The 24,588-nt window shown below is 37.1% G+C and carries 21 protein-coding genes; 20 read left to right on the forward strand and 1 reads right to left on the reverse strand.

Features of this window, described 5'->3' with window-relative positions; all coding sequences use genetic code 11:
• The first annotated feature begins 23 nt into the window (after nucleotides 1-23).
• The 16 genes from A5819_RS14350 to A5819_RS14425 all read left to right on the forward strand — a co-directional run bounded on the left by A5819_RS14350 (nucleotide 24) and on the right by A5819_RS14425 (nucleotide 16,088).
• On the forward strand, nucleotides 24-911 hold the full coding sequence (locus A5819_RS14350) for an SGNH/GDSL hydrolase family protein (protein WP_086279429.1): 888 nt from the start codon (nucleotides 24-26) through the stop codon (nucleotides 909-911).
• A 5-nt stretch (nucleotides 912-916) separates the two neighbouring features.
• Nucleotides 917-1,588: a YpmS family protein gene (locus A5819_RS14355; protein WP_086279720.1), complete on the forward strand. Its 672-nt coding sequence runs from the start codon at nucleotides 917-919 to the stop codon at nucleotides 1,586-1,588.
• Between the two features lie 21 nt (nucleotides 1,589-1,609).
• Nucleotides 1,610-2,119 (forward strand): peptide-methionine (S)-S-oxide reductase MsrA, encoded by a 510-nt coding sequence (gene msrA / locus A5819_RS14360; protein ID WP_086279430.1) that lies wholly within the window; start codon nucleotides 1,610-1,612, stop codon nucleotides 2,117-2,119.
• Nucleotides 2,120-2,123: 4 nt separating this feature from the next.
• Nucleotides 2,124-2,342, forward strand: a complete 219-nt coding sequence (locus tag A5819_RS14365; RefSeq protein WP_086279431.1) for a YozE family protein — start codon at nucleotides 2,124-2,126, stop codon at nucleotides 2,340-2,342.
• Between the two features lie 97 nt (nucleotides 2,343-2,439).
• Nucleotides 2,440-3,873, forward strand: a complete 1,434-nt coding sequence (locus A5819_RS14370; RefSeq protein WP_086279432.1) for a S41 family peptidase — start codon at nucleotides 2,440-2,442, stop codon at nucleotides 3,871-3,873.
• 204 nt (nucleotides 3,874-4,077) lie between these two features.
• The gene (gene lepB, locus A5819_RS14375; protein WP_176271473.1) at nucleotides 4,078-4,590 is read left to right on the forward strand and encodes a signal peptidase I; all 513 of its coding nucleotides are present in this window, start codon (nucleotides 4,078-4,080) and stop codon (nucleotides 4,588-4,590) included.
• 8 nt (nucleotides 4,591-4,598) lie between these two features.
• On the forward strand, nucleotides 4,599-5,462 hold the full coding sequence (gene ylqF / locus A5819_RS14380; RefSeq protein WP_086279434.1) for a ribosome biogenesis GTPase YlqF: 864 nt from the start codon (nucleotides 4,599-4,601) through the stop codon (nucleotides 5,460-5,462).
• Entirely contained in the window at nucleotides 5,452-6,219 is a 768-nt protein-coding gene (locus A5819_RS14385) for a ribonuclease HII (RefSeq protein ID WP_086279435.1), read from the forward strand. The genes ylqF and A5819_RS14385 overlap by 11 nt, the downstream gene beginning before the upstream one ends.
• A 69-nt stretch (nucleotides 6,220-6,288) precedes the next feature.
• Nucleotides 6,289-7,170 carry a DNA-processing protein DprA gene (gene dprA, locus A5819_RS14390; protein WP_086279436.1) on the forward strand — a complete coding sequence of 294 codons (882 nt, stop codon included), beginning with the start codon at nucleotides 6,289-6,291 and terminating at the stop codon, nucleotides 7,168-7,170.
• A 120-nt stretch (nucleotides 7,171-7,290) separates the two neighbouring features.
• A complete protein-coding gene (gene topA / locus A5819_RS14395) occupies nucleotides 7,291-9,369 on the forward strand; it encodes a type I DNA topoisomerase (RefSeq protein ID WP_086279437.1) in 2,079 nt (692 codons plus the stop codon).
• A gap of 56 nt (nucleotides 9,370-9,425) precedes the next feature.
• Entirely contained in the window at nucleotides 9,426-10,751 is a 1,326-nt protein-coding gene (gene trmFO, locus A5819_RS14400) for an FADH(2)-oxidizing methylenetetrahydrofolate--tRNA-(uracil(54)-C(5))-methyltransferase TrmFO (protein WP_086279438.1), read from the forward strand.
• 216 nt (nucleotides 10,752-10,967) lie between these two features.
• Nucleotides 10,968-11,867, forward strand: coding sequence for a tyrosine recombinase XerC (gene xerC, locus A5819_RS14405; RefSeq protein WP_086279439.1), 900 nt, complete (start codon nucleotides 10,968-10,970; stop codon nucleotides 11,865-11,867).
• Nucleotides 11,868-12,234: 367 nt separating this feature from the next.
• Nucleotides 12,235-12,783 (forward strand): ATP-dependent protease subunit HslV, encoded by a 549-nt coding sequence (gene hslV, locus A5819_RS14410; protein WP_086279440.1) that lies wholly within the window; start codon nucleotides 12,235-12,237, stop codon nucleotides 12,781-12,783.
• 15 nt (nucleotides 12,784-12,798) lie between these two features.
• On the forward strand, nucleotides 12,799-14,202 hold the full coding sequence (gene hslU, locus A5819_RS14415; protein WP_086279722.1) for an ATP-dependent protease ATPase subunit HslU: 1,404 nt from the start codon (nucleotides 12,799-12,801) through the stop codon (nucleotides 14,200-14,202).
• A gap of 206 nt (nucleotides 14,203-14,408) precedes the next feature.
• Nucleotides 14,409-15,200, forward strand: coding sequence for a GTP-sensing pleiotropic transcriptional regulator CodY (codY, locus tag A5819_RS14420; RefSeq protein ID WP_086279441.1), 792 nt, complete (start codon nucleotides 14,409-14,411; stop codon nucleotides 15,198-15,200).
• Between the two features lie 12 nt (nucleotides 15,201-15,212).
• Nucleotides 15,213-16,088, forward strand: coding sequence for an aldose 1-epimerase family protein (locus A5819_RS14425; protein ID WP_086279442.1), 876 nt, complete (start codon nucleotides 15,213-15,215; stop codon nucleotides 16,086-16,088).
• Between the two features lie 59 nt (nucleotides 16,089-16,147).
• On the opposite strand, the gene plsY is transcribed toward A5819_RS14425, so the two are convergent.
• Nucleotides 16,148-16,774 carry a glycerol-3-phosphate 1-O-acyltransferase PlsY gene (gene plsY, locus A5819_RS14430; protein WP_086279443.1) on the reverse strand — a complete coding sequence of 209 codons (627 nt, stop codon included), beginning with the start codon at nucleotides 16,772-16,774 and terminating at the stop codon, nucleotides 16,148-16,150.
• Between the two features lie 116 nt (nucleotides 16,775-16,890).
• On the opposite strand from plsY, the gene A5819_RS14435 reads away from it, so the two are divergent.
• The 4 genes from A5819_RS14435 to pflB all read left to right on the forward strand — a co-directional run bounded on the left by A5819_RS14435 (nucleotide 16,891) and on the right by pflB (nucleotide 24,526).
• The gene (locus tag A5819_RS14435) at nucleotides 16,891-17,316 is read left to right on the forward strand and encodes a CoA-binding protein (RefSeq protein WP_086279444.1); all 426 of its coding nucleotides are present in this window, start codon (nucleotides 16,891-16,893) and stop codon (nucleotides 17,314-17,316) included.
• Nucleotides 17,317-17,438: 122 nt separating this feature from the next.
• On the forward strand, nucleotides 17,439-19,508 hold the full coding sequence (gene parE, locus A5819_RS14440) for a DNA topoisomerase IV subunit B (protein WP_086279445.1): 2,070 nt from the start codon (nucleotides 17,439-17,441) through the stop codon (nucleotides 19,506-19,508).
• Between the two features lie 12 nt (nucleotides 19,509-19,520).
• On the forward strand, nucleotides 19,521-21,992 hold the full coding sequence (parC, locus tag A5819_RS14445) for a DNA topoisomerase IV subunit A (protein WP_086279446.1): 2,472 nt from the start codon (nucleotides 19,521-19,523) through the stop codon (nucleotides 21,990-21,992).
• 287 nt (nucleotides 21,993-22,279) lie between these two features.
• Nucleotides 22,280-24,526 (forward strand): formate C-acetyltransferase, encoded by a 2,247-nt coding sequence (gene pflB, locus A5819_RS14450; RefSeq protein ID WP_086279447.1) that lies wholly within the window; start codon nucleotides 22,280-22,282, stop codon nucleotides 24,524-24,526.
• Nucleotides 24,527-24,588 lie beyond the last annotated feature (62 nt).

Raw genomic sequence — 24,588 nt, forward strand, 5'->3', positions numbered from 1 at the left:
TTTCCGGCAAAGGAAGGGATACAATGAAATTATTTTTCAAAAAAAATGGAGCAAGCGTGGCACTGCTCATACTCACCATAATTGGTGTATTTTTATTATTGATCGTGGCGGTTCCTAAAGCAAAACCAATCTTAGGAACGGGAGCAAAACAAACCGTAAAAAGTGAAACGAAAGAGGTGATTCGATACACCGCAATTGGGGACTCACTGACAGAAGGAATTGGCGATTTAACAAATTCAGGTGGATTTGTCCCGTTAGTTGCCAATGATTTACAAGAACAGTATCATTTAAACGGTGTTCAAACGGATAACTTTGGGAAAAACGGTGATCGCAGTGATCAAATTCTAAAACGAATCAAAAAAAATGAAGATATTCAAAAAGGTTTGGCAGCAGCAGATCTCATTACCTTAACCGTTGGTGGAAACGATCTAATGAAAGTAATCAAAGGAGATGTCTTCCGCTTAACCAAAGACTCATTTAAAAAACCACTTAAAAGCTATCAGAAAGAAGTGGAAAAGCTCCTTACAGAGATACGTAAATATAATGAAGAAGCCCCAATCTATGTTTTAGGGATCTACAATCCATTCTATCTTTATTTCCCTGATATTACTGAAATGCAGGAAATAGTGGATACTTGGAATGATGGGACAAAGGAAGTCGTTACTGCAGAAAAAAATGCCTATTTTATTCCAATCAATGACTTACTGTATAAAGGAGCAGGGGACCAAGTCGGGATTGTTAGTAGTGAAGAAACGACAACCTCAAGTTCAGAGCATGATATAAAAAATAATGCGCTTTACGAAGAAGACCATTTCCACCCTAATAATTTAGGGTATCAAATTATGGCTAGTGCTGTTCGTGAAGAAATGGTCAAAACCCAAGATAAATGGCTCAAAAAGGGAAGTGAGTGAAAACAATGAAAAATGAACCAGAAGAAAAAAAGGAATCAACAGCAGAAAAAAAGACAAGCCCAAGAAGAAAAAAAATACCTGAAGTCAAAAAAACAATCAATCACTGGAAAGTGGCTTTTATCGTTTTAATTGGACTGATAATCGGAAGTGCGGCTTTCGTCTTTATAAGAGTTACTCAAGTTAGAGAACCGAACTATACACCTGTCCCTGAGTTAGTCGAAAAAGATGGAACCCCCGTTATTGCCATCCAATCAAAGAAGAAGCAGATAAATGCGTTAATTGATTTTTATCTTGGTGATTTCCAAAAAGGCTCTGATATTACGTATAAATTCTATCTAGAAAATGAAGCAATGTTGAATGGAACCTTTGAAGTTTTAGGTCATCCAATTCAATTTTACCTCTATTTTGATCCGTATGTAATGGACAATGGGAATGTCCAATTAAAAGCAAAAAGCTTGTCAATTGGCACGCTAGGTTTACCAATGAAAGAAATTTTGAAGTTTGTTCAAAGAGATTACAAATTGCCAAACTGGGTAGAAGTAAATCCAGATGACAGTACAGTTCTACTCCGTTTAGACCAATTTAGAATGCAAAATGGTCTATTTATCCGGGCTGAGAAAATAAACTTAGTCGATGATGATATCCGAATGAACATTTATTTGCCTAAAGATAAATAATCCAGTAAGGGAGGAATTCGAATGAATGAAAAAGCCATTTTTGCTGGCGGGTGCTTTTGGTGTATGATCCAACCATTTGATACACAGCCCGGCATCAATTCAGTAACCTCAGGCTATACAGGTGGTCATGTTGTTAATCCAACTTATGAACAAGTGTTAAGTCATACAACTGGGCATACAGAAGCAGTTGAAATTGACTTTGATCCTGAGATTATGCCCTATGAAAAGCTAGTAGAGATCTACTGGCAGCAAACAGATCCGACAGATGCTTTAGGTCAGTTTGAGGATCGTGGGGATAATTATCGGCCAGTTATTTTTTATACCAATGAGCAACAGAAAAAGATTGCAGAAGATAGTCGGCAAAACTTACAAGAAAGTGGCCGCTTTAATGAACCCATTGTAACAACGATTGAGCCTGCAGCTATTTTTTATCCAGCTGAAGACTATCATCAAGACTTCTATCAAAAAGATCCTGAACGTTACAAAGACGCCCATCTTAATCGAGAAAATTTTATAAAAGAAAATTGGTGACCCTATGAGAAGAAGTTTTTATCACTACCTAATGACCTTAAGAGCGCCTAAAAAAACGGCTGAAAGCCAATTTGCAAATGACGCGTCAAGAGATATTCAGTTTCCAAAACAATCAGAAGATTATCATGAGATATCTACTTATTTAGAAATGAATGCTGATTATTTGACCAATATGCATATTTTTGATGAGATGTGGGAAAAATACTTAGAAAACAATAAATAAAAAAAAGAAGGAAAGGGCAAAGAAAGCTTTTCCTTCTTTTTTTTTCATGTTAAACTGGAAAACATGCAATGATAATTTTACGAAAAGAGATGACTATATGAAAAATAAACAACAAGTACCCTTCCATCAATATATTATTTCGATTGTTTGTGTCGCTTTTCTTGTTGGAGGAGGTAGCTATATTTATTTTGACTATCAATATAAAAAGCAACTTGCAGACAATCCGGCTCGAAGTGCTGACTTAGAAAAAATTGATAACTTATACAGTGAAATCATCAATAATTATGTAGGAAAAGTTGATGAAAAAAAATTAGTTGATGGTGCATTGAAAGGGATGACAGAAGCTTTAGAGGATCCTTACTCTAGTTATCTAAATGAACCTGAAGCTGACGAGTTAGATCAAAGCCTTGCAGGCAGCTTTGAGGGAATCGGTGCCACTATGACTATGACAGATGATCTGCCTACAGTAGCTCAAGCACCTATCGAAGGCTCACCAGCAGCTAAGGCTGGAATGAGAGCGAATGATACAGTGCTAAAAGTCGATGATGAAGAAACCCAAGGTAAAACACTTTCTCAAGTAGTCAGCAAAATTCGTGGAAAAAAAGGAACCGAAGTTCGTTTAACGATTGCTCGTGGTGAAGAAACATTTGAATTAAAACTGACACGAGATACAATCCCAATTGAGACAGTCAAAGGAGAACTAGACAAAACAGATCGATCGATAGGTTCAATTAAAATCACTTCTTTTGGTGAAAATACTTACCAGGAACTTAAAAATACGATTAAAACGTTAAGAAAAGATGGCGCAAAATCTTTTGTCATCGACCTACGCCAAAATCCAGGTGGACTTCTTAATCAAGTAGAACAAATGGCCAGTATGTTTCTGGAAGATGGCAAACCAATCATCAAATTTGAAGATAAAAATGGTAATACCAGTGAAGAAGTCGCATCTAGCAAACTAGATGGAGGTTTTAAAGTTACGGAGCCTACTGTTGTTTTAGTAGATGAAGGAAGTGCGAGCGCTTCTGAAATTTTCGCAGCAGCCTTAAAAGAATCAGGGAATAAAAAAATTATTGGAACAAAAACGTTTGGTAAAGGAACCGTTCAAACAGTTAAAAACTTAAATGATAAGAGTGAAATCAAATTAACTGTTCTAAAATGGTTAACGCCAAATGGAGAATGGATCCATGAAAAAGGCCTAGAACCTACTATTAAAGCCGATTATCCTGATTATGCCTATCTATCTCCAATTTCTAGAGATAAAACATTAAAACAAGGTGATTCCTCACCAGTTGTTAAAAACGTCAATGCTTTATTACAAGCACTGGACTATGAAGTTGATGCTAACAGTAGCGAATTTTCAGAGCAAACTCAAACAGCTGTGAGCAAATTGCAGACCAGCACAGGACTTCCTGTTACTGGAGAAGTTGATAACGAAACAGCTGCCCAAATTGAGTTAGAGATAGGCAAAAAAATCAAAGAAAACGACCAGGCATATGAAGCGGGTCTAAAAGAACTTCAAAAAAAATAGCTGGAACTCATGTGAAAAAACGATAAGTGCGTAATACTATTGCTTTTTCACATCAATTTCACACTTTACTCAAATAGGGTGAAATATTTCCTTTAAAATTGTCGCTTTTTCTAGTGTTTTTCCTTTATAATAGAAACAGTGAGAGCAAGGGAGAGAAACTACGTGGAAAAACAGAAATCTTATATCGGTTATTTTATTTTTTTCATGAAACTACTCGTTCCTTCGTTAGTGTTGTTATTTATATTGCGAGGCTTTCTTTTGATTCCTGTGCCGGTTGATGGAAATTCAATGGAAAAGACACTTAGTCAAGGTGACATGATCGTCATGGAAAAATTTTCTTCGATCAAGCGATTTGACGTTGTAGTGTTTAAATTACCAACTGGAGCGATTTATATCAAACGAGTTATTGGATTGCCAGGAGATGCTGTACGATATGAAAACGACCAGCTTTATATAAATGAAAAACCGATAGAAGAGCCTTTTCTAGAAAAAAATATAAAAAAAGATCACGAAACAGCGCCATATACAACAAATTTTAATTTAAGTGATTTAACCACGGAGAATACGTTACCAAAAGATAGTTATTTTGTGTTAGGTGATAATCGCCGGATGTCAAAGGATAGTCGTTCTTTCGGAGCCGTTCAAAGTAAATATATTTTAGGAAAAGCCCAATTCGTGTATTACCCGATAACACATATGAAATTCATACCAAGATAGGTGATAAAATGACAATACAATGGTTTCCAGGACATATGGCAAAAGCCAGAAGAGAAGTATCCGAAAAAATAAAGTATGTTGATATTGTTTTTGAATTGATCGATGCACGCTTACCTCTTTCATCAAGAAATCCAATGATGGATCAAATCGTTCAACAAAAGCCGCGGTTGATTTTACTAAACAAAGGTGATTTAGCTGATAAAGAACAAAATCAAAAATGGCAACATTATTTTCAAGAAAAAGGCTACCATACGCTAGTAATCAATGCTCAGCAAAATAAAGGTGTTAACAAAATCGTTCCTGAAGCAAAGAAAGCCCTAAAAGAAAAAATCGATCGTGAACGGGCAAAAGGGGTGAAACCTCGTGCAATCCGTGCGATGTGTATCGGTATTCCTAATGTAGGGAAATCGACTTTAATGAATCGGTTAGTTGGAAAGAAAATTGCACAAACCGGGAACAAACCCGGAGTAACTAAAGGGCAACAATGGCTTCGTTCAGGCACAGACTTAGAGTTACTTGATACGCCAGGGATTTTGTGGCCTAAGTTTGAAGATCAAGAAATTGGTAAAAAATTAGCATTGACTGGAGCAATTAAAGATCAATTGCTTCATTTAGATGATCTGGCTATTTATGGGCTAACATTTTTTTCACGATTTTACCCAGAGCGTTTGGTTGAACGCTATAAATTAACAGAAGAGGAAACAGGTTTACCAGGTGCTAAACTTTTGATGTTGATCAGTCAAAAACGTGGATTTAAGGACGATTATGATCGAGCAAGTGAAATGATCATTCAAGAAATCCGCAGTAGCAAATTAGGACCTTATACTTTAGATCGTTGGGAAGAATTAGGAGTTACAAAAGATGAAAACTGAGTCAATCCAGCAAATTAAAGCAGCATTAACAACTATTGATACAAGAGATGATGAACGAATCAAGTTATGGCAAGCAGATGAACGTAATGGCGTTCAACAAGCTTTAGCGCAGTGGGATAGGAAGATCCAGCGTCATGAAAAAGCCGTAGCCTTACTTGAAGAAATGCAGCAATTTGAAAATCAGGCACGGACTCAAGGTCATCGTTTGATCGTAGGGATCGACGAGGTAGGAAGAGGACCGCTAGCTGGTCCAGTTGTTGCCGCAGCCGTTATCCTCCCTGAAAAGTTCCAGCTTTTAGGTGTCAATGATTCTAAAAAATTGTCTGCCAAAAAAAGAGATGAACTTTATGACGAAATCCAAAATCAAGCCATATCAATAGGGATTGGAATGGTTGATCATAATAAAATCGATGAAATCAATATTTATCAAGCATCCAAATTAGCTATGGGGATCGCGCTCGAAGATCTTTGCTTCATCCCAGATTATTTATTGATTGATGCAATGAAGCTAGACGTTAACATTCCACAAAAAAGCCTCATTAAAGGAGACGCTCGCTCCGTATCAATTGCAGCAGCTAGTATTGTAGCTAAAGTGATTCGAGATCGTTTAATGGAAGATTACGCTAAAATGTACCCTGGATATGGGTTTGAAAACAACGCAGGCTATGGAACCAAGGAACATCTAATCGGACTGGAAACACAAGGAATTTGTACAATCCACAGAAAAACATTTGCTCCAATCAAAGACATGTGTTAAAAAAAATAAAATTTTCCTTTTTTTGCGGATACTTACTATAACAAGTATTTGTGAAAGAAGGTTTTTTTTATGGAAGCAAAACAACGAGAACTTTTATTTAAATTAACAGTTTGTAATGGAATTGGCAACTTGGGTATGCTAAAAGTCTTAGATTTTTCAATGAACTATAATAATTGTACAGACTTCTCAAAAGAAGAAATTATTCAGATTGCAGGAATCACAACCTACCAAAAATTGTTTTCTAAATCCTGGGATCATTGGTCAAATAATCCAGAAAAAACACAGGAGTACTATAATGCACATTCATTTATCACGATTTTGGATCCAACCTATCCTGAGTATTTAAAACAAATTTATAACTGTCCCGTACTATTATTTTACAAAGGCAACATAGAATTATTGCAAAAAAAATGTATCTCCTTTATCGGTGCTAGAGCAGCTTCTGTTTACGGAATAAATGTCGTTCGTCAGTTGATCCCTGAAATGATCCGTCATGATTTGACGATTGTTAGCGGGTTAGCCAAAGGAATCGATAGTGTTAGTCATCAAGTGACCATGCAACAGGGTGGACATACGATTGGCGTTATTGGAACGGGTCTAGATATTTGTTACCCTAAAGAAACGGCCCATATACAGCGAAAAATGATGGACGAACAATTAGTTGTCAGTGAATATCCAAATGGTACAAGACCAAGAAAATATCATTTTCCAATGAGAAATCGAATTATTGCAGGAATGAGTTTAGGAACTTGTGTGATCGAAGCGCGAAAAAAAAGCGGAACCTTGATCACTGCTCAAGCTGCTTTAGAATATGGCCGTGAAGTTTTTGCAGTCCCTGGTAATCTTTTTGATGCCCATTCTGACGGTTGTCATGGCTTGATTCAAGATGGTGCAAAATGTACAATTTGTCCGCAAGATATTTTAGAAGAAATTCAACTTTTTTCGATTTAACTACATCAATCCTTGACAAACCTGTGATGAATAGATATGATGAAGTACGATTTGTGAGTTCTCTACATTTTGATATATATAATAGAAGAAACACAAAAACCGAAAGGAGCCACACGTTGAATGGCGTATAAATATCTAGTTATTGTAGAATCACCAGCTAAAGCCAAAACGATTGAAAAATATTTAGGAAAAAACTATAAAGTTGTTGCCAGTGTTGGGCATATACGAGATTTACCTAAAAGTAAAATGGGTGTTGATACTGAAAATAATTACGAACCTCACTACATATCTATCCGTGGTAAGGGCGATGTAATCAAAAGTTTGAAAGCCGCTGCAAAAAAAGCCGAAAAAGTCTACCTCGCAGCCGATCCGGACCGAGAAGGGGAGGCTATTGCCTGGCATTTGTCTTTCCTTCTTGGCTTGGATTTAAAAGATAAAAATCGAGTTGTTTTTAATGAAATCACTAAAGAAGCAGTTAAAGCTGCCTTTAAAGAACCGCGTACGATCAACTTAGATTTAGTTGATGCACAGCAAGCACGTCGTATTTTAGACCGCTTGGTTGGTTATTCACTGAGTCCGATATTATGGCGAAAAGTAAAAAAAGGATTAAGTGCAGGTCGAGTTCAATCTGTCGCACTTAAAATTATCATTGATCGTGAAAATGATATTCGGAAATTTATACCTGAAGAATACTGGAGTATCGATGGTAATTTCCAAAAAGCTAAGAAAAAATTCAAAGCTAATTTTTGGGGACTTGATGGTAAAAAGAAAAAGCTACCCAATGCAGAAGCCGTAAAAGAAGTGACTACTCGTATCAAAGGAAAAGAATATGACGTCACAAAAGTTGAGAAAAAAGAACGCAAACGTAATCCAGCATTGCCATTTACAACGAGTAGCTTACAACAAGAGGCCGCTAGAAAGCTAAACTTTAGAACAAGAAAAACGATGATGGTGGCCCAACAGCTTTATGAAGGTATTGCTCTAGGAAAACAGGGTACAGTAGGGTTGATCACCTATATGCGTACAGATTCTACTAGAATAGCTGATTCAGCTAAAGCTGAAGTGGCTGAATACATTCAAAAGACCTATGGCAGTGAGTTCTCAGCTCATGGCGGACGAAAAGTTAAAAATGCCCAAGGTGCTCAAGATGCCCATGAAGCAATCCGACCTTCCAGCGTAATGCGTGCGCCAAATGAAATCAAACAATACTTGGATAAAGATCAACTAAAACTTTATACTTTGATTTGGTCACGTTTAGTTGCTAGTCAAATGACACCGGCTGTGTTAGACACAATGAAAGTAACCCTAGAGCAAAATGGCGTGATTTTCATTGCCAATGGTGCCAAAGTAAAATTCAAAGGATTTATGCAGGTTTACGTTGAAGGCCGTGACGATGGGAAAGAAGATAAAGAAAATATTTTACCTGACTTAGTCGAAGGTGATAAAGTCAATGCCTTAGATATCGAGCCAAAACAACATTTTACACAACCACCAGCAAGATTTAGTGAGGCAACTCTAATTCGAGCGCTAGAAGAAAATGGTGTAGGACGTCCATCAACATATGCGCCAACTCTAGAAACAATTCAAAGACGATACTACGTTAAACTAACAAATAAACGTTTTGAACCAACTGAGCTGGGTGAAATCGTCAATTCACTGATCGTTGAGTTTTTCCCGCAGATCGTCGATGTTCATTTTACCGCATCAATGGAGGGTGACTTGGATAAAATCGGAGTGGGAACAGAAAAATGGGTAGAAGTCGTAGATCGTTTCTACCGCCCATTTGAAAAAGAGCTGACGAATGCAGAAGAAAAAATCGAAAAAATCCAAATCAAAGACGAACCTGCAGGATTTGATTGTGATCTTTGTGGTCATCCAATGGTGATCAAACTAGGACGTTACGGCAAGTTTTATGCATGTAGTAATTTTCCGGAATGTCGAAACACTAAAGCGATTGTTAAAGAAATCGGTGTTACTTGTCCCGTTTGTAATGAAGGACAAGTGATTGAACGTAAATCTAAAAAGAATCGTTTATTCTACGGTTGTAGTCGCTATCCAGACTGTGATTTCACTTCTTGGGACAAGCCAATCGGACGTCCATGTCCGAAATGTGGGCAATATCTTGTTGAGAAAAAAGTTAAGGGTGGAAAACAAGTCGTTTGTATCAATGGCGACTATGAAGAAAATGTTCAAAAATAAAAAATTTGAAAACCAGCGGAAAATCCCGTTGGTTTTTTGAAGAAAAGAGGAAATATATGTCTACTTCTGTCACAGTTATTGGTGCAGGACTTGCGGGTAGTGAAGCTGCCTGGCAAGTTGCCCAAGCAGGTGTCCCTGTAACCCTGTATGAAATGCGTCCTGTAAAAAATACACCAGCTCATCAAACAGAAAACTTCGCCGAACTTGTTTGTTCAAACTCGTTAAGAGGGAATAATTTGACAAATGCGGTCGGTGTACTAAAAGAAGAAATGCGCCGTTTAGACTCCATCATCATTAATAGTGCAGACAAAACAGCTGTTCCTGCTGGCGGTGCCTTAGCAGTGGATCGCGATACTTTTTCACAAGCGATCACAGATAAAATCAAAAATCATCCGTTAATTACCGTAAAAAATGAAGAAATCACTGCAATCCCAGATGGTATCGTCATTATTGCAACGGGTCCATTAACTTCAGAGTCTCTGGCTGAACAAATCAAAGACTTTAACGGTTCAGATGGTTTTTACTTTTATGACGCAGCAGCTCCAATCGTTGATAAAGCGACGATCGATATGGATAAGGTATATCTGAAATCTCGCTACAATAAAGGGGAAGCAGCCTATTTAAATTGCCCGATGACCGAAGAAGAATTTAAAGCATTTTATGAAGCCTTGATTTCAGCTGAAGTTGTACCATTGAAAACGTTTGAAAAGGAAAAATTCTTTGAAGGCTGTATGCCAATTGAAGTCATGGCGAGTCGTGGTATCAAAACAATGTTATTTGGCCCGTTAAAACCTGTTGGCTTGGAAGATCCTAAAACAGGTAAACGTCCCTACGCTGTTATTCAGTTACGTCAAGATAATGCAGCAGCTTCCTTGTACAACCTTGTTGGTTTCCAAACTCATCTAAAATGGGGTGAACAAAAACGTGTCTTCCAAATGATCCCAGGTTTAGAAAATGCTGAATTTGTTCGCTATGGTGTTATGCATCGCAATAGTTTTATGAACTCTCCTGAACTATTGAAACCTACCTATCAGTCTCAAAAACGAGAAAATCTATTTTTCGCAGGACAAATGACTGGTGTTGAAGGGTATGTAGAAAGCGCAGCTAGCGGCCTATTAGCTGGAATCAATGCAGCAAGATTAGCAAAAGACGAAGAACTTGTAGTCTTTCCAAGAGAAACAACCCTAGGCAGTATGGCCTATTATATTACCCATGCTGAAGGGAAACATTTCCAACCTATGAACGCTAATTTTGGTCTTTTCCCAGAATTACCTGAAAGAATCCGCGATAAGAAAAAGCGCTATGAAGCAATTGCAGACAGAGCGTTAACAAAATTAGCTGAAGTAACAAAAGAATTAAATTTTCTAGAACAAACAAAATAAATGAAGGCCCTAAACAAATTTCAACGTTTGTTCAGGGCTTTTTTCTTTGATAAGCGAACGAAACATTAAATTACACTTATAATTTATGAGTATTTAAAGGCAAATATGAATAAATTGTTACCAAATTTGAAAATATTGATTAAATTCTGACAATTCGTTTGTCTTTTCAAAATGGTTATGCTAAAGTTACTTTGTAATTTAATGGAGGAAGCCTATATGCAAGAAAAAAACTGGTCAGAACTGTTTTTAAACTATTTGATCGTTGAACGTGGCTATTCGGACAAAACCAAAATTGCTTACCAAGAAGATATTCTCAACTTTTTTGATTTTTTAAAGAATTCAGGAGAAGCTGACTATTTAAGTGTGGATCATTTAGATATCCGTACTTATTTAAGTTTTTTGTATGATAAAAACTATAGTCGGAACTCGATCAGCAGAAAAATTGCCAGTTTACGTTCTTTCTATCAATTTTTGCTAAAAAACGAAGTTATCAAGGAAAACCCATTTTCATATGTACATATGAAGAAAAAGCAACTACGTCTTCCACGTTTTTTTTACGAAAAAGAAATGGATGCACTTTTTGATAGTGCTAAAGGATCAAAACCGTTGGATTTGAGAAATCAGGCGTTGCTAGAAATTTTATATGGCACTGGGATTCGTGTAAGTGAATGTGCAAATTTAACCTTACAGTCAATTGATTTTTCAGCAAACGTATTATTGATTCATGGTAAAGGGAATAAAGATCGCTATGTGCCGTTTGGTTCCTTTGCCCAAGATGCGCTTAAGGAGTATTTGGAAAATGGGCGAGCTGTTTTGATGACCAAATATCATCAAGAGCATGCTTTTGTTTTTATCAATCATCATGGTGAACAAATCACATCGACAGGAATTGAATACGTTTTAAATCAGCTTATCAAAAAAAGTACTTTGAATAGCGATATCCACCCACATATGTTGCGGCATACATTTGCAACACATCTATTGAATAATGGTGCGGATATGCGGACTGTTCAAGAATTGCTAGGACACTCTGATTTATCTACTACACAAATTTATGCTCATGTAACCAAAGAAAGTTTACAAAAAAATTATCGAACATTTCACCCGCGTGCTTAAAGGATGAGAGGTTTTGCTTTGAATCATGCCAAGAAATATGCCAAGAAACACAACGAGGAACTGAGTTGATGTTGATTGGTACAAGGTGACTGAAAGAAATAATGTTACCATATCTAGCTACGTAGGCTAGCTCTTCGGAAAAAAGATAAAATATGATTGTGGCAAAAAGCGCCTCAATCAATTTTTCCTATTTTCCAGTCAAGTCTGAACGAGCTCGTTACGCTTTTATTATTATCTAGCTACGCAGGCTAGGCTCTCGGAAAAAAGATAAAATATGATTGTGGCAAACAGCGCCATTCTCATATTTTCCTATTTTTCTGTCGAGACTAGACGATCCTGCTTCGCTTTTAAATTAGGAGGAATTAGAATGGTTGAATCACAATTTCATTCAACAACAATTTGTGCCGTTGAAAAGGACGGTAAATTTGCAATGGCTGGTGACGGTCAAGTTACAATGGGTGAGTCAGTCGTTATGAAAGGTACTGCGAAAAAAGTTCGTAGAATCTATAATGACGAAGTCGTTGTGGGATTTGCAGGAAGTGTAGCAGATGCATTTACACTTGAAGAAAAATTTGAAGGTAAATTAAATGAATACAATGGTAATTTAACCAGAGCTGCAGTTGAATTAGCACAGGAATGGCGCACGCAACAATCTATGCAAAAATTAGAGGCCATGTTGATCGTGATGAATGCCAAAGAAATGCTATTAGTTTCTGGAACAGGTGAAGTGATTACTCCAGACGATGGTATTTTAGCTATAGGTTCAGGTGGTAATTTTGCTTTATCTGCAGCTCGAGCTATGAAACATTATGGAGATAAAGAAATGTCTGCACAAGATATCGCCAAAAATGCATTGAATATTGCGGCAGATATCTGCGTCTTTACAAATCACAATATTATTGTAGAAGAAATATAAATGGGGGACATGACCATGAATGAGTTAAACAAAACACCAAGAGAAATCGTGAAAGAATTAGATGAATATATAATTGGGCAAGAAACTGCGAAAAAGTCAGTCGCTGTTGCTTTAAGAAACAGATATCGCCGTTTACAACTTGATGAAAAAATGCAGCAAGATGTAACGCCTAAAAATATGCTAATGATCGGACCAACTGGTGTAGGGAAAACAGAAATCGCTAGACGTTTGGCTAAAATCGTCAATGCGCCTTTTATCAAAGTTGAAGCGACTAAATTTACTGAGGTCGGTTATGTCGGTCGAGATGTCGAATCGATGGTTCGTGATTTAGTTGAGAACGCCATTCAAATCGTTGAAAAACAACAATACAGCCGTGTCTATTCTCAAGCATTGAAGAAAGCAAATAATCGCTTAGTAAAAGTTTTAGTTCCAGGAATTAAAAAGGAACAAAAGCAAGCATCGAACAACCAATTTGAACAAATGATGCAAATGTTCAATAGCGCACAACAACCTCAAGACACGCAAGAGGAAGTAACTGAGGAAATCAAGGTCAATCGTAAAACAATTCTTGAACAATTAGAAAAAGGGCTATTAAACAATCGCGAAGTGACGATAGAAATAGATGAACCTAAAAAAACAATGCCTGCAATGAACACCGGTATGGAACAAATGGGGATCGACTTAAATGAAACACTAGGTGCCCTATCACCTAAGAAAAAAGTTGAACGTGTGGTAACAGTCAAGGAAGCCCAAGAACTATTAGTGAAAGAAGAATCTGCTAAAATTGTCAAAGAAGCTGATATCCATAGTGAAGCAATTCGGTTGGCTGAGAGTAGTGGGATTATTTTTATCGATGAATTTGATAAAATCACCTCAAAAAGTCAACAAAATTCTGGTGAAGTTTCCCGAGAAGGGGTACAAAGAGATATTTTACCGATTGTTGAAGGCTCTCAAGTCAATACAAAATACGGTGCCATCCAAACAGACCATATTTTATTTATTGCATCAGGTGCTTTTCACTTGTCAAAACCAAGTGACTTGATTCCTGAGTTGCAAGGGCGTTTCCCGATTCGAGTAGAATTAGATGATTTGACCGCTGAAGACTTCGTACGCATTTTAACAGAACCGAACAATGCGTTGATCAAACAATATATTGCCTTGATTGGAACAGAAAATGTCAATATTATTTTTACAAAGGAAGCAATTGAACGGATTGCTAATATCGCATTTGATGTAAATCGTGATACAGATAACATTGGAGCGCGCCGCTTGCATACGATTTTAGAACGCTTATTAGAAGATTTATTGTTTGAAGCACCAGATATGCAAATGGGCGAAATAACGATCACTGAAGCTTATGTGAATGAAAAACTAAACAGTATTGTTCAAAATGAAGATTTAAGCCGTTATATACTTTGATATAGTTTAGCTACACACATCAATTTTCCCTATGTTTAGCTAGTGCTGAAATGACTCTGTCATACTATGTATTATCTAGCTTCGCAGGCTAGCTCTTCGGAAAAAGATAAAATATGATTGTGACAAAGAACGCCATCCTCATATTTTCCTATTTTTCTGTCAGAGCTGGACGAGCCTGCTACGCTTTTAAATTAGGAGGAGTAAAAATGACTACTTTATTAGAAAAAACGCGTCAAATCAACAAGCTTTTACAACAGAAAAATACGTTTGATCAAAAAGCCGATTTACCTTACGATAAAATGGCAGTAATTTTGGGCGATGTTTTGGACAGTAATGCCTATATTATTAGTAACGAAGGGGTATTGTTGGGGTACAACGAAAAACTAGATGTTAATAATGCGCGTGTAAAGCATATGTTTGAGGAAAAGCGTTTTCCACAAAGCTACACAGATGCTGCTGATAATTTAATGAAAACCGAGGCTAATATTTCAATTACTAGTGATTTAACTGCTTTTCCAGTCGAGTTACGTAAAAAATACCCTTTTGGTCTGACGACCATCGTACCAATGTTTGGTGCTGGTGAGCGTTTAGGAACGATTATCTTAGCAAGAGTTGAACAGTCCTTTGATGATGAAGATTTAGTCTTAGCAGAATATAGTGCCACAGTTGTAGGAATGCAGATTCTCTATCAACAATCAAGAAACATTGAAGCCAACGTCCGTAGCGCAACCGCTGTACAAATGGCAATCAACACTTTGTCTTATAGTGAACTAAAAGCAGTCCAAGCGATTTTCAAAGCTTTAGATGGAGAAGAGGGTCGGTTAACAGCTTCTAGTATTGCTGATGAGATTGGAATTACTCGTTCTGTGATCGTAAATGCCTTAAGAAAATTAGAATCAGCTGGTATTATCGAATCAAGATCATTAGGAATGAAAGGGACCTATTTAAAAGTTTTAAACAAACAGTTTATCAAAGAATTGGAAAAAGATAACAAGTAGGAGGCAGCGGATATGACTGTACAAATTGAAAATGAATTTCTAATTGCGACAATCGCAGAAGATGGAGCTGAATTAATCAGCTTGAAATCAAAGAAAAACAACATTGAATATATTTGGCAAGGAGACCCAGCCTTTTGGGGACGTCATGCACCAGTGCTCTTTCCTGTCGTTGGTCGCCTAAAAGACGATCAATACACCTACCAAAACCAAACATATCCGATGAGTCAGCATGGCTTTGCTCGAGATAGCCTTTTTAATGTGATCGAGCATGGTACTGAGCTAGTTTCATTATCACTGAAAAGCAATAAAGAAACCAAAAAAGTTTATCCATTCGATTTTGAATTGATTCTGTCATATCTTTTAGAAGAGGATAATTTAGTGGTACGTTATCAAGTTGAAAATACTGGAGCAAGCGACATGTACTTTTCAATTGGTGGCCATCCAGCATTTAACGTTCCATTGGAATCAGGACTAACCTTTGATGATTATTATCTAAGCTTTTCGCCCAAAAAATCTCGCACTCAAATCCCTTTAGCTGGACCATTTGCAGATTTTGAACATAAAACATTAGGACAAACAAATACAAGTCTTGATATTCGTCGCGAATTATTTAAAGAGGATGCCATTATTTTTGAAACAAAAGGGGCAAACGCTTTTACGATTGAAACAGACGAGGGAGCTCACAGCATTAGTTTAAGCTATACTGACATGCCTTACGTGGGGATTTGGTCTCCTTATCCACAAGAAGCGCCATTCGTTTGTATTGAACCCTGGTGTGGTATAGCGGATGAAGTGAATGCGACAGGAAATTTAGTCGATAAAAAAGGCATCAATACATTAGCTGCCTCAGATATCTTTAAAACACAATATACACTTACAGCGAAATAAGACCAATAAAAAACTCAGACAAGAAGTTATGAAGAGCTTCTTGTCTGAGTTTTAATCGTTTATTTCTTTGAGCCTAATCCAAACGGGACACGACTTTCTGTTCCATCTTTGATTCGCTGAATATTCTCTTTATGTCGAATGAAAATGAAAATCGTTAGAGCTAATGCAATCAATGTCAACAACCAATCAAATCGAGGCAAAATTGCTGGAATAGCAAATGGTAGAATAACGGTTGAAAGAGTAATCAACACAGCGCTAATCATGCTTGTCAAACTTACCATACTAGTAATGTATAACATAATAATAAAAATCAAGGCAGAATAAACAAAAAATGCTGGATTGTAAGCTAAAAGCATGCCTGCGCTTGTTGCAACAGCTTTCCCCCCTTTAAAATTGGCAAAAACTGAAAATGTGTGACCTAAAACGGCAGCAACACCAAAAACTAGTGGATTAACATGTAAAGAAAACAATAGTGGCAAACAAGTTGCTAAAGTTCCTTTTAAAATGTCCATCAACAAAACAGCAATACCAGCTTTTTTTCCCAAAACCCTAAACGTATTGGTTGTTCCTGTATTACCGCTGCCAAACTGGCGTAGGTCTTTTTTAAAGAACAGTTTTCCCACCCAAACACCTGAAGGAATAGAACCTAATAAATACGCGATAATCAATAGCACAAAGAATTTCATAGAGTAACCTCTTTCTGTTCAAACTAGCATTTATTTTATCATGAATAGAAACAGCTAACAATAATTAAATATTCGTTGTATAATGAAATAGAGAGAAATCGGAAAGGATGACTAAAATGCCTATAGAAAACCCATCACAAGAACAAATCTTTGAGTACCTAAAGCAAGCCAAACGAATTGCTATTGTTGGCTTGAGTGCAAAAGAAGACCGCACCAGCTATAAAATAGCGAAATTACTACAAGAGTACGGCTATGAAATCATTCCCGTAAACCCATTATTAGCTGGTCAAGAAATTCTCGGAGAGAAAGTTTATGAGAAATTACAAGACGTACCTGGCTCAATCGATATTGTCGATATTTTTCGTCGCAGTGAATTTTTACCAGAAGTTGCAAAAGACTTTTTAGAAACAGATGCCAAAATCTTTTGGGCACAGTTAGGATTAGAAAATCAAGAAGCGGCTGAAATGTTGAAAAATGCTGGAAGAAATGCTATTATAATGAATCATTGCATTAAAATTGAATTAGCAGCAATGCCAAAATAGATGCACATAATTTTAAGAAAGAGTTACCGAATAGGAAAGCTCTTTTTTTTTGAGAGCTTTTAGAGTATTATTGTAATGATGTGGCCTAGCGCCCTATAATTCAAGTATAAGGAGTTTTTTCTTTGGCGAAAAAAGTAAACAATGAATACAATGACGCCTCCATTCAAGTTTTAGAAGGATTGGAAGCTGTAAGAAAAAGACCAGGAATGTATATCGGCTCCACAGACAGCCGTGGATTACATCATTTAGTCTATGAAATCGTCGATAACGCTGTCGATGAAGCATTATCCGGTTATGGAAATGAAATCAGCGTGACGATCCAAAAAGATAATAGCATCAAAATAACTGATTCAGGTCGTGGAATGCCCGTGGGGATGCATGCATCTGGTATCCCAACTGTAGAAGTGATTTTCACCGTTCTCCATGCCGGCGGTAAATTTGGTCAAGGTGGATACAAAACTTCTGGAGGACTTCATGGTGTAGGTGCCAGTGTGGTTAATGCACTATCAAGTTGGTTAGAAGTTCGTATTGTCCGTGATGGCGTTGAATATATGGAACGCTTCGAAAACGGTGGTAAACCTGTTGGGACCTTGAAAAAAGTTGGTAAGACAACTAAAAAGAATGGTACTTCTGTGATTTTCTTACCAGATGATACGATTTTTTCGACCATTCATTTTTCATATGACACACTAGCCGAACGTTTAAGAGAGTCCGCATTCCTATTAAAAGGAGTAAAAATCTCCTTAGCAGATTTTAGAGGAGAAGAACCCAAAGAAGAGACCTTTCACTATGACGAAGGGATCAAGGAGTTTGTAGCGTATCTTAATGAAGAAAAAGATACATTAACACCTGTTGTCTATTTTTCTGGTGAAAAAGACGGTATTGAAGTAGAACTTTCATATCAATACAATGATGGTTATTCAGAAAATGTTCTTTCATTTGTAAATAATGTCCGGACAAAAGATGGCGGTACTCATGAAGTTGGTATGAAATCTTCAATGACAAAAGCGTACAATGAGTATGCTAGAAAAGTCGGGTTACTAAAAGAAAAAGATAAAAATCTTGAAGGTAGTGACTTCCGTGAAGGTTTAGCTGCGGTGCTATCGATTCGAGTTCCAGAAAACCTATTACAATTTGAAGGTCAAACAAAAGAAAAACTTGGGACACCAATGGCACGTAATGCAGTAGATAATGTTGTTGGTGAGCAAATGGGATTTTATCTCCAAGAAAATAGCGAAATGAGTCAACAGTTGATCCGTAAAGCGATCAAAGCGCGTGAAGCACGTGAAGCAGCACGGAAAGCGCGTGAGGAAAGCCGCAACGGGAAAAAACGCAAAAAAGGGGAATCTCTTTTATCAGGTAAATTAACCCCTGCTCAATCACGTAATCCTAAACGAAATGAATTATACCTAGTCGAAGGAGATTCTGCCGGCGGCTCAGCTAAACAAGGTCGCGACAGAAAATTTCAAGCGATTTTACCTTTACGAGGAAAAGTTCTGAATACTGAAAAAGCGAAGATGCAGGATATTCTGAAAAACGAAGAAATCAATACAATGATCTATACGATCGGCGCAGGCGTGGGGCCTGAGTTTTCAGTTGAAGACTGTAACTATGATAAAGTCATCATCATGACCGATGCGGATACCGATGGTGCCCATATCCAAGTCTTACTCTTAACTTTCTTTTACCGTTATATGAAGCCACTGATTGAAGCCGGTAAAATCTATATTGCACTACCACCGCTTTATAAAGTTTCAAAAGGGATCGGCAAAAAAGCTGTGACTGAATATGCTTGGACCGATGAAGAACTAGCCAATGTTACGGAGCAAGTCGGTAAAGGCTATATGCTTCAACGCTACAAAGGATTAGGGGAAATGAATGCAGATCAGCTGTGGGAGACCACAATGGACCCTGAGACACGCACATTGATCCGAGTTAGAATAGATGATGCAGCTCAAGCAGAACGTCGTGTAACCACTCTGATGGGGGATAAAGTAGAACCAAGAAGAAAATGGATTGAACGTCATGTCCAATTTACGTTGGAAGAAGATGGCAGCATTTTAGATAGAAAAGATGGGGAAACAGAAATCTCTCCATCCATTTCTAACGAAGTACTAGATGAAGAAAAAAAAGAAGAAGCTGAACGTAAAAATGCAGATACAGAAGAAATCAGTTTGTTTGATTTAGAGTAGGGAGTGACGAATTTGGAAAAACGCCAAGATATTCAAGAATTAACGCTTGAAGAAGTAATGGGCGATCGTTTTGGAAGATATTCCAAATATATCATTCAAGAACGGGCCCTACCAGATATTCGTGATGGGTTAAAACCTGTCCAACGTAGAATTTTATTTTCCATGAATAAAGATGGTAATACCTTTGAAAAAAGCTTTAGAAAATCTGCAAAATCTGTCGGAAATATCATGGGGAATTACCATCCTCATGGCGACAGTAGTATTTATGAAGCGATGGTTCGATTGAGTCAAGATTGGAAGCTTCGTGAAGTTTTAATTGAGATGCACGGAAATAATGGGAGTATGGATGGTGATCCGCCAGCTGCGATGCGTTATACCGAAGCGCGTTTGTCTGAGTTAAGCGGAGAACTTTTAAAAGATATCGAAAAAGAAACCGTCGATTTTGTCTGGAACTTTGATGATACTGAAAAAGAACCAACCGTTTTGCCTGCAAAATATCCTAATTTACTCGTGAATGGTTCAACAGGGATCTCTGCAGGTTATGCGACTGAAATTCCTACGCATAACTTAGCTGAAATTATTGATGGAACAATTTATTTGATCGATCATCCAAATGCAACGTTAGACAAACTAATGGAATTCATTCCAGGACCTGATTTTCCAACAGGCGGTATCTTGCAAGGAAAAGAAGAAATCAAAAAAGCTTATGAAACAGGGCGAGGAAAAGTGATTCTTCGTTCAAAAACAAGAATTGAACCTTTAAAAGGTGGTAAACAACAAATCGTTGTGACTGAAATTCCTTATGAAGTCAATAAAGCGACATTAGTGAAAAAAATGGACGAAGTTCGTTTAAACAAAAAAATCGATGGGATTGCCGAAGTACGTGACGAAAGTGACCGTACTGGGCTACAAATCGCAATTGAATTGAAAAAAGATACAAATGCTGAAGGTATTTTGAATTATTTTTTCAAAAATACAGAGCTACAAATAAATTATAATTTCAACATGGTTGCGATTGATAATATGACTCCGCAACAAGTCGGCTTAAAACGTATTTTAGATAGCTATATCGCACACCGGAAACGAGTCATAACGAATCGTAGTCAATACGAATTGAACAAAGCGAAAAAACGCCAACATATAGTAGCTGGATTGATCAAAGCTTTATCGATCCTAGATAAAGTAATTGAAACGATCCGTGGTAGTAAAGACAAAAAAGATGCGAAGATGAATTTAGTAAAAGCTTATGCCTTTACTGAAGAGCAAGCAGAAGCAATTGTTACATTGCAATTATATCGTTTAACGAACACGGATATCACGCAGCTTGAAAAAGAAACGGAAGAATTAAATCAGTTAGTGACAGAGTTGACCAAAATTCTAAGTGACGAAAAAGAGTTATTCAATGTCATGAAAAAAGAATTACGTGAGGTTAAAAAACAATACGGTAATCCACGTCTAACACAAATCGAAGATGAGATCCAAGAGATCAAAATCGATACTAAAGTGTTAGTGGCTCAAGAAGACGTCATTGTAACAGTTACCCATGAAGGCTATATCAAACGTAGTAGCATACGCTCGTATAGCGCCTCCAAACCGGAAGAAGTCGGAATGAAAGAAGGGGACTTCCTTCTTTACACTGGCGAAGTGAATACGTTAGATCATATTTTATTGATCACGAATAAAGCAAATGTGATTTATCGCCCAATTCATGAGTTACCTGATCTAAGATGGAAAGAAATTGGGGAACACATATCTCAGGCTATTTTAAATCTATCCGTTGATGAATCGATTATTGCAGTTTATACCTATAAAGAACTTTCACCAACGAAAACCTTCGTGTTCATGACTAAAGAAGGTATGATCAAACAAACTAAAATGACTGATTTTGAACCTTGGAGAACGTACAAGAGTCGTCCAACAAACTGTATGAAATTAAAATCCGAATCAGATGAGATCGTCAATGTCTTTTTAACAAACGAACAAAAAACTTTGGATGTGTTCTTAGTTAGTCATCGCGGTTTCGGGCTGCGTTATCCTTTGGATGAAGTACCAGTCGTTGGGGCCAAAGCAGCCGGTGTGAAAGCAATGAACTTAAAAGAACAAGATTATGTGGTCAATGGATTACTTGTTCATGAAGACGGCGATACACCGATCGTGATCTTGACTCAACGAGGTAGCATCAAACGAATGTTAGCACAAGAACTGCCGCAATTAGGACGTGCCAAACGTGGTTTGATGGTTCTTAGAGAATTGAAGAAAAATCCTCATCGCGTAACATTTATGTCCGAGAGCAGTCCCTTAGAATTACTTGTAACAACGCAAAACGGTAAACAGTATAATCTTGATTCTGAAAAATATCCAATTAATGATCGAACATCTAATGGATCATTTATGCTGGATGAAAAGCAAGACGGTGAAATTTTAGAAGTCCATGAAATGCATACCGCAGAATTAGAACCCAAAATAGAAGAAACATCTAATTAAAAGAACGAACTGTTCTATAGAATTAGAAAAAACAGCCCCCTGTACTAGTACAGAGGGCTGTTTTTGTATAACAGATTTCTTACTTTATAGAAACAGTGAGATCAAATTAGTTAATTAAATCACAAATATAAAAGCTTATTATATAAGCTTTATACGAGTATTTAATGAAAAAAAACATAAATTAGTTCGAAATGTAGTAAGGAAAGGCTTGCATAAAAACGATGATGTGTTATACTAATCACATAAAGCTGTTACAATAGATTTCAGCATACTAAGGAGGCCCCAAAATGGAGCAATGGAAAGGCTTTAAAGGCGAAAAATGGCAAACATCAGTAGATACACGAGACTTTATCCAAAGAAACTACACTGAATATATAGGTGATGATTCTTTCCTAGAGCCAATCGCACCAAGCACAGACAAATTATGGACAAAATTACAGGAATTATTTGAAGTACAACATGAAAAAAATGGTGTATATGATATGGACACAAATATTCCTGCAACTGTAACGTCTCATGAACCAGGTTACTTGATCAAAGAAGAAGAAACAATCGTTGGTTTGCAAACAGATGTACCGTTAAAACAAGCATTCATGCCGTTTGGCGGAATCAACATGGCCAATAACTCTTTGACTTCTAATGGTTATGAAGTAGATGCAGAAATGTCTAAAATCTTTACTGAGTGGAGAAAAACACATAATCAAGGTGTTTTTGATGCTTACACACCTGAAATGAGATCTGCACGTAAAAACAAAATCATCACAGGTCTTCCTGATGCTTATGGCCGTGGCCGTATCATCGGTGATTATCGTCGTATCGCATTATATGGTATGGATTTCTTGATTGCCGAAAAGAAAAAAGATTTAAGTAACACTGGTAACAAAGTAATGACAGATGATGTTATTCGTTTAAGAGAAGAAATTTCTGAACAAATCAGAGCAATGGCTGATCTTAAAGAAATGGCTTCAACTTATGGCTTTGATATCTCTAAACCAGCTGCAAATGCAAAAGAAGCAATACAATGGTTATACTTTGGTTACTTAGGCGCTATCAAATCACAAAATGGTGCAGCTATGTCTATCGGACGTATCTCTGCATTCCTAGATATCTATATCCAACGTGACTTAGAAGCAGGCCTTATCACTGAATTTGAAGCACAAGAAATGATCGACCATTTGATCATGAAATTACGTATGGTTAAATTTGCTCGTACACCAGAATATAACCAACTATTCTCTGGATACCCAATCTGGGCAACCTTATCAATCGCTGGTATGGGCTTAGATGGACGTTCATTAGTGACTAAGAGTGATTTCCGTATCTTACACACACTAACAAACATGGGACCATCTCCAGAGCCTAACTTAACTGTGTTATATTCTTCACATTTACCAGTTGGATTCAGAACATTTGCTTCTAAAATTGCAAAACAAAGTTCATCTATCCAATTTGAAAATGATGATTTATTACGTGCTAACTGGGGATCAGATGACTGTGCGATCGCATGTTGTGTATCTGCAACAGTTATGGGTAAAGACATGCAATTCTTCGGTGCTCGTGCTAACTTAGCAAAAGCTGTTCTTTATGCTATCAATGGTGGGGTAGATGAAAAAACAAAAATGCAAGTAGCTCCTAAGTTCCGTCCAATGACTGGCGATACTTTAGACTACAATGAATTTATCGATCGTTACAAAGATATTATGGACTGGTTAGCTGAATTATATGTAAATACATTAAATGTTATCCACTACATGCATGATAAATATTCTTATGAAGCAGCACAATTAGCCTTCATGGAAAGTAACTTACAACGCACATTCGCAACTGGTATTGCAGGGATTTCACATGCTGCTGACTCAGTAATGGCGATCAAACATGGTAATGTACAAGTAATCCGTGATGAAGATGGTTTAGCAATTGACTATGTTCCTCAAAACGAGTTCCCAACTTATGGTAACGATAATGAAGAAGCAGATGCAATGGCTAATTGGATACTTGAGTACTTCATGACTCAAATCAGACGTCAACATACGTATCGTAACGCTAAACCAACAACTTCATTATTGACAATCACTTCTAATGTTGTTTACGGTAAAGCAACTGGTAATACACCAGATGGTCGTCGTGCCGGCAAACCATTAGCACCAGGTGCTAACCCAAGCTACCAAGATGGTAAATTCTTAGGTGAGAAAAATGGTCTTTTAGCATCACTTAACTCAACTGCTAGATTAGAATATACAAGTGCATTAGATGGAATCTCTAATACACAAACAATCAACCCTAACGGTTTAGGTAAAGATGATGATACAAGAATCGATAACTTACGTAACGTAATGGATGGCTACTTCGATAAAGGTGGTTACCACTTGAACGTTAACGTGTTCACAAACGAATTATTATTAGATGCACAAGCACATCCAGAAAAATACCCTAACTTAACAATTCGTGTATCTGGATATGCCGTGAAATTCCGTGATTTAACTCCTGAGCAACAAGCAGATGTTATCTCTAGAACTTCACATGACAGACTATAATAAACAAACAACTGAAGGGTTGACCTCGTGTCAGCCCTTTTTTTAAAAGAAATGAGGAACAA

This window comes from Enterococcus sp. 7E2_DIV0204, from assembly GCF_002140855.1.
In the GTDB taxonomy this organism is placed as follows: domain Bacteria; phylum Bacillota; class Bacilli; order Lactobacillales; family Enterococcaceae; genus Enterococcus_L; species Enterococcus_L lemimoniae.